This window comes from Mycobacterium simulans, assembly GCF_900232995.1.
Lineage (GTDB): Bacteria > Actinomycetota > Actinomycetes > Mycobacteriales > Mycobacteriaceae > Mycobacterium > Mycobacterium simulans.
In genome coordinates this window covers 1,679,859-1,694,600 of record NZ_OCVX01000003.1, presented here as the reverse complement: position 1 = coordinate 1,694,600, position 14,742 = coordinate 1,679,859, and the positions used below count along the sequence as shown (strand labels likewise).

General features: G+C 65.7%; 14 protein-coding genes and 1 pseudogene. 11 read left to right on the top strand and 4 right to left on the bottom strand.

Features of this window, described 5'->3' with window-relative positions:
* The first annotated feature begins 112 nt into the window (after positions 1-112).
* Both MSIMFI_RS08515 and MSIMFI_RS08510 read left to right on the top strand, forming a co-directional pair.
* Positions 113-1,189: a ferredoxin--NADP reductase gene (locus MSIMFI_RS08515; RefSeq protein ID WP_191498086.1), complete on the top strand. Its 1,077-nt coding sequence runs from the start codon at positions 113-115 to the stop codon at positions 1,187-1,189.
* 31 nt (positions 1,190-1,220) lie between these two features.
* Complete coding sequence (locus tag MSIMFI_RS08510) at positions 1,221-1,760, top strand: hypothetical protein (protein WP_191496877.1); 540 nt, start codon at positions 1,221-1,223, stop codon at positions 1,758-1,760.
* A 73-nt stretch (positions 1,761-1,833) separates the two neighbouring features.
* Here the strand turns inward: MSIMFI_RS08510 and MSIMFI_RS08505 are convergent, their stop codons facing one another.
* A complete protein-coding gene (locus tag MSIMFI_RS08505) occupies positions 1,834-3,954 on the bottom strand; it encodes an acyl-CoA dehydrogenase (RefSeq protein WP_191496876.1) in 2,121 nt (706 codons plus the stop codon).
* A 235-nt stretch (positions 3,955-4,189) separates the two neighbouring features.
* Between MSIMFI_RS08505 and kstR the strand changes: the two genes are divergently transcribed.
* On the top strand, positions 4,190-4,789 hold the full coding sequence (gene kstR / locus MSIMFI_RS08500) for a cholesterol catabolism transcriptional regulator KstR (RefSeq protein WP_186245025.1): 600 nt from the start codon (positions 4,190-4,192) through the stop codon (positions 4,787-4,789).
* On the opposite strand, the gene MSIMFI_RS08495 is transcribed toward kstR, so the two are convergent.
* A complete protein-coding gene (locus tag MSIMFI_RS08495; protein ID WP_191496875.1) occupies positions 4,786-5,865 on the bottom strand; it encodes a LacI family DNA-binding transcriptional regulator in 1,080 nt (359 codons plus the stop codon). The two genes, kstR and MSIMFI_RS08495, sit on opposite strands and share 4 nt — an antisense overlap.
* Before the next feature lie 129 nt (positions 5,866-5,994).
* Between MSIMFI_RS08495 and MSIMFI_RS08490 the strand changes: the two genes are divergently transcribed.
* The 8 genes and pseudogenes from MSIMFI_RS08490 to MSIMFI_RS08455 all read left to right on the top strand — a co-directional run bounded on the left by MSIMFI_RS08490 (position 5,995) and on the right by MSIMFI_RS08455 (position 12,214).
* Positions 5,995-6,894, top strand: coding sequence for a metal ABC transporter solute-binding protein, Zn/Mn family (locus tag MSIMFI_RS08490; protein WP_191496874.1), 900 nt, complete (start codon positions 5,995-5,997; stop codon positions 6,892-6,894).
* Between the two features lie 7 nt (positions 6,895-6,901).
* Complete coding sequence (locus MSIMFI_RS08485; protein ID WP_191496873.1) at positions 6,902-7,669, top strand: metal ABC transporter ATP-binding protein; 768 nt, start codon at positions 6,902-6,904, stop codon at positions 7,667-7,669.
* Positions 7,666-8,520 (top strand): metal ABC transporter permease, encoded by an 855-nt coding sequence (locus MSIMFI_RS08480; protein ID WP_191496872.1) that lies wholly within the window; start codon positions 7,666-7,668, stop codon positions 8,518-8,520. Before MSIMFI_RS08485 ends, MSIMFI_RS08480 begins: the two co-directional genes overlap by 4 nt.
* A gap of 36 nt (positions 8,521-8,556) precedes the next feature.
* A complete protein-coding gene (locus MSIMFI_RS08475; RefSeq protein WP_191496871.1) occupies positions 8,557-9,270 on the top strand; it encodes a sensor domain-containing protein in 714 nt (237 codons plus the stop codon).
* Positions 9,271-9,296: 26 nt separating this feature from the next.
* On the top strand, positions 9,297-9,878 hold the full coding sequence (locus MSIMFI_RS08470; RefSeq protein ID WP_191496870.1) for a sensor domain-containing protein: 582 nt from the start codon (positions 9,297-9,299) through the stop codon (positions 9,876-9,878).
* 10 nt (positions 9,879-9,888) lie between these two features.
* Positions 9,889-9,963 (top strand): annotated as a pseudogene (locus MSIMFI_RS08465) (LamB/YcsF family protein); the annotation flags it as partial.
* Between the two features lie 53 nt (positions 9,964-10,016).
* Positions 10,017-10,955: an MBL fold metallo-hydrolase gene (locus MSIMFI_RS08460; RefSeq protein WP_191496869.1), complete on the top strand. Its 939-nt coding sequence runs from the start codon at positions 10,017-10,019 to the stop codon at positions 10,953-10,955.
* A 14-nt stretch (positions 10,956-10,969) separates the two neighbouring features.
* Positions 10,970-12,214 (top strand): SLC13 family permease, encoded by a 1,245-nt coding sequence (locus tag MSIMFI_RS08455; RefSeq protein WP_191498085.1) that lies wholly within the window; start codon positions 10,970-10,972, stop codon positions 12,212-12,214.
* Positions 12,215-12,287: 73 nt separating this feature from the next.
* On the opposite strand, the gene rlmB is transcribed toward MSIMFI_RS08455, so the two are convergent.
* Together rlmB and cysS are read right to left on the bottom strand one after the other, a co-directional pair.
* Complete coding sequence (gene rlmB, locus MSIMFI_RS08450) at positions 12,288-13,217, bottom strand: 23S rRNA (guanosine(2251)-2'-O)-methyltransferase RlmB (protein WP_191496868.1); 930 nt, start codon at positions 13,215-13,217, stop codon at positions 12,288-12,290.
* Entirely contained in the window at positions 13,218-14,624 is a 1,407-nt protein-coding gene (gene cysS / locus MSIMFI_RS08445; protein ID WP_191496867.1) for a cysteine--tRNA ligase, read from the bottom strand.
* Between the last annotated feature and the right edge of the window lie 118 nt (positions 14,625-14,742).

Here is a 14,742-nt window from a genome sequence, read left to right as displayed (position 1 = left end):
ACGTTCCGATTCGTGTCGAGCAGGGTATTCCTGCGGCTGGTGGCGACACCAATTCGGTTTTTTGTAACATGTTCTAGTTGGGAGAAAGAGAGGGCAGTTCTTGACATCGGATATCCCCGGGGGCGTTCGCGACGAGCCACTCGGCGACCACGTCCTGGAACTGCAGATCGCCGAGGTAATCACCGAAACCGAGGATGCTCGATCGCTGGTGTTCGCGGTACCGGATGGACCAGACGATCCGAAGATCCCGCCGGAGCGGCTGCGCTACGCGCCCGGCCAGTTCCTGACGCTGCGTGTTCCCAGCGACCGCACCGGCTCGGTGGCGCGCTGCTACTCGTTGTGCAGCTCACCGTTCACCGACGACGCGCTCACGGTCACGGTCAAACGAACCGCCGACGGATACGCGTCGAACTGGCTGTGCGACAACGCCCACAAGGGCATGCGCGTCCACGCGCTGGCCCCGTCCGGCAACTTCGTACCCAAGACCCTCGACGACGACTTTCTACTGCTCGCCGCGGGTAGCGGAATCACGCCGATCATGTCGATCTGCAAGTCGGCACTCTCCGAAGGCAGCGGGCAGGTGACGCTGTTTTACGCCAACCGCGACGACCGCTCGGTCATCTTCCGCGACGCGCTGCGCGAACTGGCCGACAAGTATCCGGACCGGCTCACGGTGGTGCACTGGCTGGAGTCACTGCAGGGCTTGCCGAGTGCGCCCGCGCTGGCGAAACTGGCCGACCCATACACCGACCGGTCGGCATTCATCTGCGGGCCAGGTCCGTTCATGGAGGCGGCGCGTGTTGCCCTCGAAACGCTGAAAGTTCCGGCCCAGCAAGTGCACATCGAGGTGTTCAAGTCGCTGGATTCGGATCCGTTCGCGGCCGTCAAGATTGAGGACACTGGCGACGAGGCGCCCGCCACCGCCGTGGTAGAACTCGACGGTGAAACCCACACCGTGTCCTGGCCGCGCAACGCCAAATTGCTCGACGTCCTCCTCGCCAAGGGCCTGGATGCGCCATTCTCCTGCCGGGAAGGCCACTGCGGTGCGTGTGCCTGCACGCTGCGCAACGGCAAAGTCAGCATGGAAGTCAACGACGTGCTCGAGCAGCAGGATCTCGACGACGGGCTAATTTTGGCCTGTCAATCTCACCCGGAATCTGATTCGGTAGAAGTAACTTACGACGAGTGAGTCGAGTAGTCGCCGAGCTAAGGGGTTCACGATGAGGTGGCTGGTATCGGGCGTTACAACACTCGGACTCATGCTGACGTTCTTCGCCAGCTCGATTACACCGATTTCCAAGGCGGCAAGCAACAGCGCCACAACCCTTTTCCCGGTCGACGACGCAACCCAGTTGGAGACGCACGCTTTCGTCGATTGCCACTCGAACGGCAGCTGCGACTTCGTCGCAGGCGCGAATCTGCGTACGCCCGACGGCCCGGCAGGGTTTCCGCCCGGTCTGTGGGCGCGCCAAACGACTGAGATCCGGCCGACGAACAGACTGACCTACCTGGATGCACATGCCACCAGCCAGTTCGAGCGGGTCATGAAATCGGGCGGGTCCGACGTGATTACCACCGTCTATTTCGGCGAGGGCCCACCGGACAAGTATCAGACGACCGGCGTCATCGACTCGACCAGTTGGTCGACCGGCCAACCGATGACCAACGTCGGCGTCATCGTGTGTACCCATATGCAGGTGGTCTACCCGGGCGTCAACCTCACCTCGCCCAGCACCTGCGCGCAGACGAACTTTTCTTAGACGCCGAGACTGTAGATCTGCAGACAAAGTGCGAGTAAGGGCCTGCAGAAGTACAGGCTCGGCGAGAATCGACTCAACGGGGCAGACCTAACAACCGCTCGGCGGCGACGGTGAGCAGGATCTGCTCGGTACCGCCGGCGATCGTGAGGCAGCGGGTATTGAGGAAGTCGTGTACCGCGGTGTTCTCGACGAGGCCGCCAGCCTCGGACGCGTCCATCATGAACTCGGCCAGCGCCTGACGATACCGGACTCCGATGAGTTTGCGCACGCTTGATTGCGAACCGGGATCCTGGCCGCCCAGGGCCAGTTGCGCGATCCGCTGGTCCAACAGCGCACCGGCCTGAGCCAACAGGATCAGCCGGGCCAGCCGGTCCTGTTGCGCGACATCGAGTTCCATTTCGGCCAGCACCTTGAGCAGCTCTTCCATCGGGTCGCCCAAGGCAGTCCCGGTGGCCATCGCGACGCGCTCGTTGGCCAGCGTGGTGCGGGCCAGCCGCCAGCCGTCGTTCACGGTGCCGACGACCATCTCGTCGGGAACGAACACGTTGTCCAGGAACACCTCGTTGAACAGCGAGTCACCGGTGATTTCACGCAAGGGGCGGATCTCGATGCCGGGTGAGGTCATGTCCACCAGAAAGTAGGTGATGCCTTTATGTTTCGGCGCATCCGGATCGGTGCGCGCCAAGCACACACCCCACCGCGCCTTGTGCGCCGCCGACGTCCACACCTTCTGACCGGTGAGCAGCCAGCCACCCTCGCCCCGTATCGCCTTGGTGCGCAGCGAAGCCAGGTCGGAACCGGCTCCCGGCTCGGAAAACAGTTGACACCAAAGGAATTCACCGCGCAGGGTGGCGGGCACAAAACGCTCAACTTGTTCCGGCGTGCCGTGCTCGAGGATGGTCGGCGCTGCCCACCAGCCGATCACCAAGTCCGGCCGCACGATGCCGGCCGCCGCCATCTCCTGGTCGATCAGCAGCTGCTGCGCCGGTGACGCGCCGCGGCCGTACGGCGCCGGCCAGTGCGGCGCCAGCAGGCCGGCGTCGGCCAGGGCCACCTGACGCTTCGCTAAATCTTCGCTGGGCAGGGCTGCAATTTCGGCGACGGCTGTGGCGATCTCAGGTCGCTGGCCCTCGACCTCGGACAGCTCGATGCTGAGACGACGGCGGACACCGGCCTGGGTCAGCGTGGTAACTCGGCGCAGCCACCGCTCGGCGCCGCCGAGAAAGCGGCCGATGCTGTGGGCGCGCCGCAGATACAGGTGCGCGTCGTGTTCCCAGGTGCAGCCGATGCCGCCGAGCACCTGGATGCAGTCTTTGACGTTAGCCTTGGCGGCGGTGATACCGATGCTGGCAGCGATCGCCGCCGCAATGGAGAACTGGGCGTCCTCGGAGTCCCCGGCGGCGCGCGCCGCGTCCGAGGCGGCCACCTCGACCTGTTCGGCGCGGCACAGCATCTCCGCGCACAGATGCTTGATGGCCTGAAAGCTGCCGATCGGTTTGCCGAACTGTTCACGCACCTTCGCGTAGGCCACGGCGGTGTCCAGCGCCCATCGGGTCACACCAGCCGCCTCGGCCGCAAGCAGCATCGCGGCCAGGTCCTCGACACGTCGCCCCGATACCGGAGTGGCCGGCGCGGCCGTCAGCACGACCCGAGCCAGCGGCCGGGAAAAGTCGGTGGCGCGCAACGGTTCCACCAGCACACCGTCGCCGCCGGTGTCGACCAGCAGCCAATCGGTGCCGGCCGGTAACAGCAGCACGCCACCGGGTGCGCCACCCAACACCCAATCGACGACGCCGGATGCCGTCTCGCCGTCGAACCGAACGTCACCTTCGAGCGCGAGCCCGGCGAAGCGTTCACCGGAAATCAGCCCGTCGAGCAGTTCGGGATCCTCGACGACGAGGGTCGCCAGTGCGGTGGTGGCGACCGGCCCGGGTACCAACGCCTGCGCCGCTTCCGACACCATGGCGCACAGGTCCTCGACGCTGCCGCCGGCGCCCCCGCGGTCCTCCGGGACGGCGACGCCAAAGAGTCCTAGGTCGGCCAGACCCGCGAAGACGGGCCGCCAGGCATCGACGTCGCCCCGTTCGATCGCGCGGCAAGCCGCCGTCGCCGCCTCTCCTGAGGCCGCCGTGCGGGCCCAGTCGCGCACCAACTCACGGGCGGCGAACTGTTCGTCGGTGACGGTCGCTACCACGCTGCAGCCCTCCGGATCATCAATTCACAGGACAATAAATCCTTGTTGCCCACTAGAACGTGTTCTAATAGTGGAGGCGACCAACCGTCAAGTTGACGCCTATTACGCCAGTACACGCCGTTGTCTCGGCAGCAGGGAGGTGGGAGATTAACGCTGCGCATGCGTATCGTTTGCGGTCGAACCGCCCGGAAGAGGAGCTGCCCACTAGATGTCACAACCCCGCGAGGTCATGAACGTGGCAGTACTGGCTGAGTCCGAATTGGGTTCGGAGGCACAGCGCGAACGCCGTAAACGAATCCTGGACGCCACCATGGCCATCGCGTCGAAGGGCGGGTACGAGGCCGTTCAGATGCGTGCCGTGGCGGACCGTGCCGATGTCGCGGTCGGGACGCTCTACCGCTACTTCCCGTCGAAGGTGCATCTGTTGGTCTCGGCGCTGGGCCGGGAATTTAGCCGCATCGACGCCAAGACCGACCGTTCCGCGGTTGCCGGCGGAACGCCGTTTCAGCGGCTGAACTTCATGGTTGGCAAGCTCAACCGCGCGATGCAGCGCAATCCGCTGCTCACCGAGGCGATGACGCGTGCATATGTCTTCGCCGACGCATCGGCGGCCAGCGAGGTCGACCAGGTCGAGAAGCTCATTGACAGCATGTTCGCCCGCGCGATGGCCGACGGCGAACCAACCGAAGACCAGTACCACATCGCGCGGGTGATCTCGGATGTGTGGTTGTCGAACCTGCTGGCCTGGCTTACCCGCCGAGCCTCGGCGACGGACGTCAGCAAGCGTTTGGACCTGGCCGTGCGGTTGTTGATCGGCGACACTCAGGAGGGTTAGGCAGGCGGGCCCGCGGTACGGCCGCGGATCAGTTCGGTGTCCAGCAGCTCAACCACCGGCAGGCCGGAACGCGGCGGCTTCTGCAGCAGCTCGCCCGCCCGTCGACCTTTTTGCAGGCTCGGCTGCGCCACGGTGGTCAACCCCCGGCTGATCGCTTCGGGTACGCCGTCGAACCCGGTGATCGCCATCTGGCCCGGCACGTAAATGCCATGTCCGCGTAGATAATCCATGGCAGACAGGGCCAATATGTCCGCGGTGCACATCAGCGCGGTGATCCGCGGATTGGCCTCCAGCGCCACCTTGGCGGCATCGCCGCCCGACGCGGGCTGATGCTCGTAGCTTTCCACTACGGTCAGCGAATCCGGGTCAACGCCGGCGGCGGTCATTGCGTCCCAGACGCCGAGGATGCGTTCGCGTTGCACATCGAAGGTCGGCGACTTCAGCCGTTCGGAGTCCACCAGGTCTTGACGCCGGTCCCGACCCAGGCGCATGGTCAGCAGCCCGATCTCGCGATGCCCCAATCCAAGCACGTAGTCGGCCAGCTCGCGCATTGCCGCCCGGTCGTCGATGCCGACCCGGGACACTCCGGCGAGGCCCTTGGGCTGGTCGACCACAACCACGGGCAACCGCCGCTGCAGCACCACTTGCAGGTAGGGATCGTCGTCGCACACCGAGTACACCACGAAGCCGTCCACTCCGGCACCCAACACCGCGGCCGTGCCTTCCTCGAGATTCCGGCTGGAGCCGACGGCCACGAGCAGCAGACCCTGACCGACCTCTTCGCATGATTGCGCAACGCCCGCAACGAAATCCCGCGCCGCCGGATCACTGAAGAAGTAGGTCAACGGCTCGGCCATCACCAATCCGACCGCACCGGCTTTGCGGGTCCGCAACGATCGCGCCACCGGGTCGGGGCCCGCGTAACCCAACCGCTTTGCGGTGGCGAGCACCCGCGCCCGGAGATCGGCGGACAGCTGATCCGGGCGGTTGAACGCATTCGAGACGGTGGTTCGCGACACCTTGAGCTCGGCCGCCAACGACGCCAGGGTTGCCCGGCGCCGCGGTGTGGGACTCACGTTCGGTGAGGCTACAGCGGGTTCGTCAGCGCGGCTACGCGGCTCCGCCGCCGAACTTTCTAATGGAAACGATTTTCATTTACTATGTGGTCGGCTGGGCGGCCGGCGAAAGGGAAACATGAGGTGCGTATGGCGCTAGTCAGGCCGGCGCATCGGTTGCCGGCCATTCTCCTCATTGGTTCGGCGGCGCTGATCGGCTGCGGGCCCGCTGGTACAGCGCATCCGGGCGCTACTGCGGTGGTGGCGTCCACCGACGTGTGGGGCAGTGTCGCGCGCGCTGTGGCCGGCGGCCGGATCGCTGTGAAGTCCATCATCACCGGCGTCGAGGTCGATCCGCACTCGTACCAGGCGACTCCAGCGGACGCCGCGGCGGTCGCCGACGCGGATCTGGTCGTCTACAACGGCGGCGGTTACGACCCGTGGGTGGACAGAATGCTGGCCGGCCATAGGGAAATCCCGGCGATCGATGCCTACTCGTTCCTTGGGGCCGGGAACGAGGCACCCGACGAGCACGTCTTCTACAACCTGAGCGTCGCGAAGTCGGTCGCTGCCACGATTGCCGACCGGCTGGCAATCATCGACCCTGGCAATTCCGCGTATTACCGCGCCAACGCGGCTGAATTCGGCCAGGGCGCAGACGCGATCGCCAATTCCGAGCGCGCCATCGCCACCGCATACCCGGCCGCCGGAGTCATCGTCACCGAGCCCGTCGTCAACTACCTGCTGGCGGCGTCCGGGCTGATCAATCGCACCCCGATCACCTTCGCCATGACCAATGAAAACGACGGCGATCCTTCCCCAGCCGACATGGCATCGGTCCTCGACCTCATCGACCACCGCGAGGTCGCGGCGCTGTTGATCAACCCGCAGACATCGAGCGCCGTGACCAAGGACCTGCAAGCTGCGGCCCAACGCGCCGGCGTACCGGTGGCCGAGGTCACCGAGACACTACCCACGGGCACCGACTACCTGACCTGGCAGCGCGACACCGTCAACCGACTGACCGCCGCGTTGCGGTCGAGCCGCTGACCCGACCGTGAGCCACCAAGCGGTCGCGCTCACCGGCGCCAGATTGGCTTTCGGTGATCGCGTGCTCTGGGATCAACTCGACCTGTCGGTGTCGCCCGGGGAGTTCATCGCGGTGCTGGGCCCAAACGGCACCGGCAAGACGTCGCTGCTCAAGGTGCTGCTCGGACAATTGCCGCTCACTGCCGGCCTCGTGGTCGTGAATGGCCGCATAGGTTTTGTGCCGCAACACCATCCGATCGATCGGGAAGTAATGCTGCGCGGGCGCGACCTGGTCCAGCTGGGCGTCGACGGGTGCCGCTGGGGTGCCACGCCGGTGCGATCCGCAGGCCGGGACCGCCGGCGCGAGGCGGTGCGGCTGGCGCTGCGACAGGTCAACGGGGAACACCTAGCCAACGTTCGGGTCGGGCTCATGTCGGGCGGGGAGCTGCAGCGGGTGCGCGTCGCCCAGGCGCTAGCCGGCAACCCGACACTGATGCTGTGCGCCGAGCCGCTCTTGACCCTGGATCCGGCTAACGCCAACCTCGTCGCAGCGCTGATCGATCAACGCCGTCGGGAAGCCGGAACCGCGGTGATCGTCGTCACCCATGAGGTCAACCCGATCTTGCCGTATGTGGACCGGGTGCTCTATCTGGTCGACGGCCGATTCCGGATCGGCACCGTGGAGCAGGTGATGACCTCGGAGACACTGTCAGCGCTTTACCGGTCCGACATCGAGGTGGTCAAGGTCGTCAAAGACAACCGCACCCGCTATGTCGTAGTCGGCGAGCCCACATGAACGACCGGCTCGCCGACATGCTGGACCATTTGTTCTCCTTCGATCTGACTGTCCACCTGCTCAGGCACGACTTCGTTCAACAAGCACTGGTCGCGGCCGCACTACTGGGCCTGGTGGCCGGACTGATTGGGCCGTTCATCGTAATGCGGCAAATGTCGTTCGCCGTACACGGTTCGAGCGAATTGTCGCTGACCGGAGCCGCATTCGCCCTACTCGCCGGCTTCGGAGTGGGTGTGGGCGCGCTGATAGGCAGCGCCCTGGCCGCGGCGATGTTCGGCATTCTCGGCCAACGCGCCAGGGAGCGCGATTCGGTGATCGGCGTGGTGCTGGCGTTCGGGCTGGGCCTGGCGGTGCTGTTCATCCATCTCTACCCGGGCCGGACCGGGACTAGCTTCGCACTGCTGACCGGACAGATCGTCGGGGTGGGCTACTCCGGGCTGGCCATGCTGGCGGTGGTTTGCCTGGTTGTCATCACGGTATTGGCGGTTTGCTATCGACCGCTGCTGTTCGCCAGCGTCGATCCGGAGGTGGCCGCCGCACGCGGTGTGCCGGTGCGCGCCCTGGGTATCGTGTTTGCCGCATTGGTCGGTGTGGTGGCGGCCCAGGCTGTGCAGATCGTCGGGGCGCTACTGGTGATGTCGTTGCTGATCACACCCGCCGCGGCAGCCGCCCGGGTGGTCGCCGCGCCGGCCCCGGCGATCGTGACCTCGGTAGCGTTCGCCGAGGTCGCCGCCGTCGGAGGCATCGTGCTGTCGCTGGCACCCGGGGTCCCCGTATCGGTATTCGTGGCGACCATCTCGTTCCTGATCTATCTGATTTGCTGGTTGCTCGGGCGCCATCGGCAGCTCTGAGATTAAGCTTGTCGCACATAGTTCGGGGAGGAAGCAGTGCGCCAGCAAATAGCCACGATCGCCGCGCTGGCCGGCGCGTGCGTGCTTGTCGCCGCTTGCACGGACACCGTTGACGGCAGTCCCGTCGCCGCCGACACGTCGGGCCCGATGAATCAAACGCCGATTCCGGTCTCAGCCCTGGACGGGCTGCTGCTTGACCCCGGGCAGATCAACGCCGAGCTGGGTGCCACGTCGATGAAGGTGTGGTTCAACGCCAAAGCGATGTGGGACTGGAGCAAGAACGTAGCCGACAAGAACTGCCTGGCCATAGACGGCCCCGCTCAAGACAAGGTGTATGCCGGCACCGGGTGGACCGCTATGCGCGGCCAGCGACTCGACGACAGCGTGGACGACTCCAAGAGGCGCAGTCACTACGCCATTCAGGCGGTCGTCGGATTCCCCAGCGCCCGAGACGCCAACTCGTTCTACAGCGATCAGGTGCAGAGCTGGAATTCCTGTTCGAACCGCCGGTTTAGCGATGTCGGCCCAAATCAGCCCGACACCATCTGGACCGTGGCCGGCGTGACAAGCGATAACGGAACTCTCAGCACCTCGCAGGTCCAAGAAGGTGGCGAGGGATGGGACTGTCAGCGCGCCCTGACGGTTCGCAACAACATCGCCATCGACATCGTGACGTGCGCCTATAGCCAAAACAGTTCGACGGCAATCGATATCGCTAACCAGATTGCGGCCAAGGCCGCTAAGCAGTAGGCGCTGAAGTCAGTCTGAGCAAGGGTATGTGCAGGGCAATTCGATGGCCGGCCATCCTGCTTGCAGCGGTGTTGGCGGTCGCGGGATGCACCGCCACGGTCTCTGGAACCGCGCTACCAGCGACGACCCTCGGCCACACCACGACGACCGCCACCACCGGCCCAACACCGCGCATTATTGGCGTGTCGGTACTCGAAGGCTTGCTGCTGACTGGGGACCAGATCGTCGGTCTGGTCGGCGGTACGAACATGGTCTCGGTCGGCACGATCAACAACACGTCGGATGCGGCGACGATCATTGACGACCGAACGTGCATAGGCATCGGCTCGATCGCGGATATGTCGGTCTACTCCAACAGTGGCTGGCGATACAGCTTTCACTCCTCCAACGGCAATCACAGTTCCATGGACACCGGATCCGTTCGGGGCAGCGGCTCCCGCATGGACGTGTTGCTGCGCCAGGAAGAAGACCCGCGGTGGGCGTGCACGCATGCGATGGCTGTACAAGACTCGGTCTTCATCGAGGCGCGGGTGTGCTTGCTCAATAAGGACAGCACCGCGGCCGTCAACAATCTCCTGGATCAGGTAATCGCCAGGATCCCGCAATAAGCTAGCCTGCGTGGCTGCTATCGACCTCAATGCCGACTTGGGCCAGGGATTCGGCGTTTGGCGCCGCGGTGATGTAGATGCCATCACTGTGGAATCGATTTGCGTGCATGGCGATTCGCCGACCAAGGCGCCCCGCTAATGCGGCTGAACCGCCTAAGACTTAGTCGCCCCGACCTCGTCCGGTATTCGGATCGGTTCAGCGTGCCTGCGGCGGAGACCGATGCGCCGCTGTCGGTGACATGGATGGGCGTGGCGACGCTGCTGATCGACGACGGATCCTCGGCGCTGATGACCGACGGCTACTTCTCGCGTCCCAGCCTGGCGAAGGTGGCGGCCGGCAAAGTGTCACCGTCAGCGGCGCGCGTCGACGGCTGTCTGGCGCGGGCCAAGGTTTCCCGGCTTCTCGCCGTCATCCCGGTCCACACTCATATCGACCACGTCATGGACTCCGCGCTCGTCGCCGACCGCACCGGCGCCCGGCTGATCGGCGGCGAGTCCGCGGCCAACGTGGGGCGCGGATACGGGCTGCCCGAGGACCGAATTGTCGTTACCGCTTCCGGTGAGCCAATCACGTTGGGCGACTACGAAGTAACGCTGGTGGAATCGCGCCACTGCCCACCCGACAGGTTTCCCGGGGTGATCAGCGCACCGGTGATACCGCCGGTGCGGGCATCGGCCTACCGCTGCGGTGAAGCGTGGTCGACGCTGATTCACCACCGGCCGTCAGGGCGGCGGCTGCTGATTCAAGGCAGCGCGGGTTACGTCAAGGGCGCGTTGGACGGCTGCCGCGCCCAACGCGCCGAAGTCGTGTATCTCAGTGTCGGCCAGTTGGGCCTGCAGCCACGGTCGTACCTGGTGGAGTACTGGACCGAGATCGTGCGGGCGGTGGGCGCGCGCCGTGTGGTTCTGATCCACTGGGACGACTTCTTCCGCCCGTTGTCAAAGCCGTTGCGGGCCTTGCCATATGCGGGCGACGACCTAGACGTATCCATCCGTATCCTCGACGAGCTGGCCACAGCAGATGGCGTCGCGCTGCAGATGCCGACGGTGTGGCGGCGCGAGAACCCCTGGGCCTGAAGCGACATGAGACCTTGACGCTGACCGTTGCCCTGATACTGCTTGTCGTTGTCCTCGGGTTCGCGGTTGCCCGCCCGCGGGGTTGGCCGGAGGCTCTGGCGGCGGTGCCGGCGGCCGGCATCCTGATCGCGATCGGGGCGATCTCGCCGCAGCAGGCGGCGGCACAGGTGTCCGGGCTGGCGGGGGTGGTCGCGTTCTTGGGTGCGGTGCTGGTGCTGGCCAAATTGTGCGACGACGAGGGCCTGTTCGAGGCGGCCGGTGCCGCGATGGCGCGAACCAGCGACGGTCCGCACAGCTTGCTGCGGCAGGTGTTCGTCATCGCCGCCATCATCACCGCGGCGCTCAGCCTGGACGCTACGGTGGTGTTGTTAACCCCGGTGGTGCTGGCCACCGTGCGGCGGCTGCGAACGCCGGTGCGCCCCTATGCATACGCCACCGCCCACATGGCCAATGCCGCCTCGCTGCTGTTGCCGGTGTCGAACCTGACCAACCTGCTCGCATACCACGTCGCCAATATCTCGTTCACCAGGTTCACCATGCTCATGGCGTTGCCGTGGCTTTCCGCGGTGGCCACGGTGTATCTGGTCTTCCTCTGGTTTTTCGCCCGGGATCTGCGCGTCGAGCCCGATCGTGAGCAAGTCGGTCCACCACCTCGGCCGCCGGTGTTTGTTCTGGCGGTGGTAGCGCTAACGTTGGCCGGGTTCGCCATTGCCGAGTCGGTGGGAATAGCCCCCGCGTGGGCCGCGCTCGCCGGCGCGTCGATATTGGCGGTGCGAAGCCTATGGCGCAGGCACACCTCGGTCCGAGACATCGCGCGGTCGGTGAACGTGTCGTTTTTGGTGTTCGTCCTCGCACTCGGCGTCGTGGTGCACGCGGTCATGCTGAACGGGATCGCCACCAAGATGTGTGCCGTGTTGCCGACCGGTTCGGGGCTGCCCGCACTGCTCGGTATCGCGGCGGTGGCGGCGGTGCTGGCCAATGTGGTCAACAACCTGCCCGCGACGCTGGTACTGGTGCCGCTGGCGGCAAGCGGCGGGCCCGCAGCCGTCCTGGCGGTGCTCATCGGGGTCAACATCGGGCCCAACCTGACCTACGTCGGCTCGCTGTCCAACCTGCTATGGCGGCGCGTGCTACGAAAGCACAACGCGGCGGCCAGCATCGGCGAATACACCCGGCTTGGGTTCGTTACTGTGCCTACGGCTTTGGTGGCCGCGGTGCTCGCGCTGTGGGCAAGTGTGCGGCTTTTAGGGATCTCCTAACTCCCGTGAGCAGACACAAAAGCCCCAGAAAACCACGGTTTTCGGGTGCTTTTGCGTCTGCTCGCGGGAAAAGTCAACTCCTGCGCTGGCGGGCGATTTCCGCGAGCACCACCCCGGCGGCCACGGACGCGTTCAGCGATTCGGTCTGACCTGCCATTGGGATGGACACGACTTCGTCGCAGTTCTCCCGCACCAACCGGGACAGCCCCTTGCCTTCCGAGCCGACGACCACCACCAGCGGGTCGTTGCCGTCCAAGTCGTCCAGCGCGGTGTCGCCGCCGGCATCCAGGCCCACCACGCGCATCCCGCGATTGGCCCAATCCTTCAGTGTCCTAGTGAGATTGGTGGCCCGTGCCACCGGAATCCGGGCGGCCGCCCCGGCGCTGGTGCGCCACGCGACCGCCGTCACAGAGGCCGAGCGACGTTGCGGGATCAGCACGCCATGGCCACCGAACGCCGCCACCGACCGCACGATCGCGCCGAGGTTGCGTGGATCGGAGATGTTGTCCAATGCGACCAAAAGCGCCGGCGGCGCGTTGATGGCGGCCGCCAGCAGGTCGTCCGGATGTGCATAGTTGTACGGCGGCACCTGCAGCGCGATGCCCTGGTGCAGGAGGTTAGCGGTCATCCGGTCCAGATCGGTGCGCGGTACCTCAAGAATTGAGATCCCCAAATCGGATGCCCGGGAAACAGATTCGGTCAGCCGCGGGTCAGCTTCGGTGCCGAGCGCGACGTAGAGCGCGGTAGCCGGCACGCCGGCGCGCAGGCATTCCAGCACCGGGTTGCGGCCGAGTACGGTCTCGGTTTCGTCAACGCGCTTGGCGGGACGGCGTGGCTGTTTGGCGGCCCGCTTGGCTGCGGGATGGTTAGGACGCATATGCGCCGGCGGTGTGGGACCACGCCCTTCCAGACCGCGACGGCGCTGGCCCCCCGACCCGACCGTAGGGCCTTTTTTGGTGCCGGATTTGCGAACGGCCCCCCGGCGCTGCGAGTTACCAGGCATCTACTTACTGTCACCACCCAGCGACCACTGCGGCCCGTCGGCGGTATCGGTGACCTCGATGCCGGCCTTTTTGAGTCGGTCGCGGATCTCGTCGGCCAGCGCCCAGTTTCGCTGCTCGCGGGCCTTCTCCCGGTTCTCCAGCTCGGCCCGAACCAACACGTCAACTGCGGCCAGTGCGGCCGAGGTTTCGTCGCGAGATTCCCAGCGTTCGTCGAGCGGGTCACAGCCCAGGATACCCATCATCGCGCGAATTGCGCTGGCGCTCTTCAACGCACCGTCGTGGTCGCCGGCGTCGAGCGCCCGGTTGCCTTCCGCGCGCGCATGGTGAATCTCGGCCAGTGCGATCGGGACCGAGAGGTCGTCGTCTAGCGCTTCGGCGAATCGCGGGGTCCACTCGCCCGGAACGACCGCACCCGCGCGGCTGCGCACCCGATGCAAGAATTCCTCCACTCCCACATAGGCTTTCACCGCGTCCTGCAGGGCGGTCTCGGAGAATTCCAGCATCGACCGGTAATGGGCGCTGCCCAGGTAGTAGCGCAGTTCGGCGGGCCGAATCCGTTGCAACATCACCGGTATGGACAACACGTTGCCCAACGACTTGCTCATCTTCTCCCCGCCCATCGTCACCCAGCCGTTGTGCAGCCAGTAACGGGCGAAGCCATCTCCGGCGGCGCGGCTCTGCGCGATTTCATTTTCATGATGGGGGAATACCAAATCCATTCCGCCGCAATGGATATCGAACTCGGGTCCCAAATAGGCCCGGGCCATCGCCGAGCACTCCAGGTGCCAGCCTGGACGTCCGCGGCCCCACGGCGTCGGCCACGAGGGTTCGCCGGGCTTTTCGCCCTTCCACAAGGTGAAGTCGCGCTGGTCGCGCTTGCCGGCGGCGACGCCCTCGCCCTGGTGGACGTCGTCGATCTTGTGGCCGGACAGCTGGCCGTACTCCGGGTAGCTCAGGACGTCGAAGTAGACGTCGCCGGCAGCGGCATAGGCGTGGCCCCTCTCGATCAGGCGCTCGATCATTTCGACCATCTGGGTGATGTGCCCGGTGGCCCGGGGTTCTGCCGACGGCGGCATCACATCCAGGGCGTCGTAGGCAGCGGTGAAGGCGCGCTCGTGGGTGGCGGCCCACTCCCACCACGGCCGGCCCGCCGCGGCGGCCTTGGTCAGGATCTTGTCTTCGATGTCGGTCACGTTGCGGATGAATGCGACGTCGTAGCCGCGCGCAAGCAGCCAGCGGCGCAGGATGTCGAACGCCACCCCGCTGCGGACGTGCCCGATGTGCGGCAGCCCTTGCACGGTGGCGCCACACAGGTAGATGGAGACGTGCCCATCGCGCAATGGAACAAAGTCACGCACGACGCCGGTCGCCGTGTCATGTAGCCGCAAGCGGGCGCTATCGGTCACGACGTGCCAGCTTACCTGGCCAATTGCCGCGATCCGCGCGCAGCGAGCGCTCGCGAGCGTCACGTCAGCGTGGCGGTCGGCGCCCAGCGCCACGCTAGCGTGACGCTCGGCGCGGTAT

Bases quoted from the DNA above. Each gene is read 5' to 3' on its own strand.
- rlmB (WP_191496868.1), bottom strand. From the start codon at position 13,217: ATGCCTGGTAACTCGCAGCGCCGGGGGGCCGTTCGCAAATCCGGCACC.
- MSIMFI_RS08490 (WP_191496874.1), top strand. From the start codon at position 5,995: ATGGCGCTAGTCAGGCCGGCGCATCGGTTGCCGGCCATTCTCCTCATT.
- MSIMFI_RS08460 (WP_191496869.1), top strand. From the start codon at position 10,017: ATGCGGCTGAACCGCCTAAGACTTAGTCGCCCCGACCTCGTCCGGTAT.
- MSIMFI_RS08480 (WP_191496872.1), top strand. From the start codon at position 7,666: ATGAACGACCGGCTCGCCGACATGCTGGACCATTTGTTCTCCTTCGAT.
- MSIMFI_RS08510 (WP_191496877.1), top strand. From the start codon at position 1,221: ATGAGGTGGCTGGTATCGGGCGTTACAACACTCGGACTCATGCTGACG.
- MSIMFI_RS08470 (WP_191496870.1), top strand. From the start codon at position 9,297: ATGTGCAGGGCAATTCGATGGCCGGCCATCCTGCTTGCAGCGGTGTTG.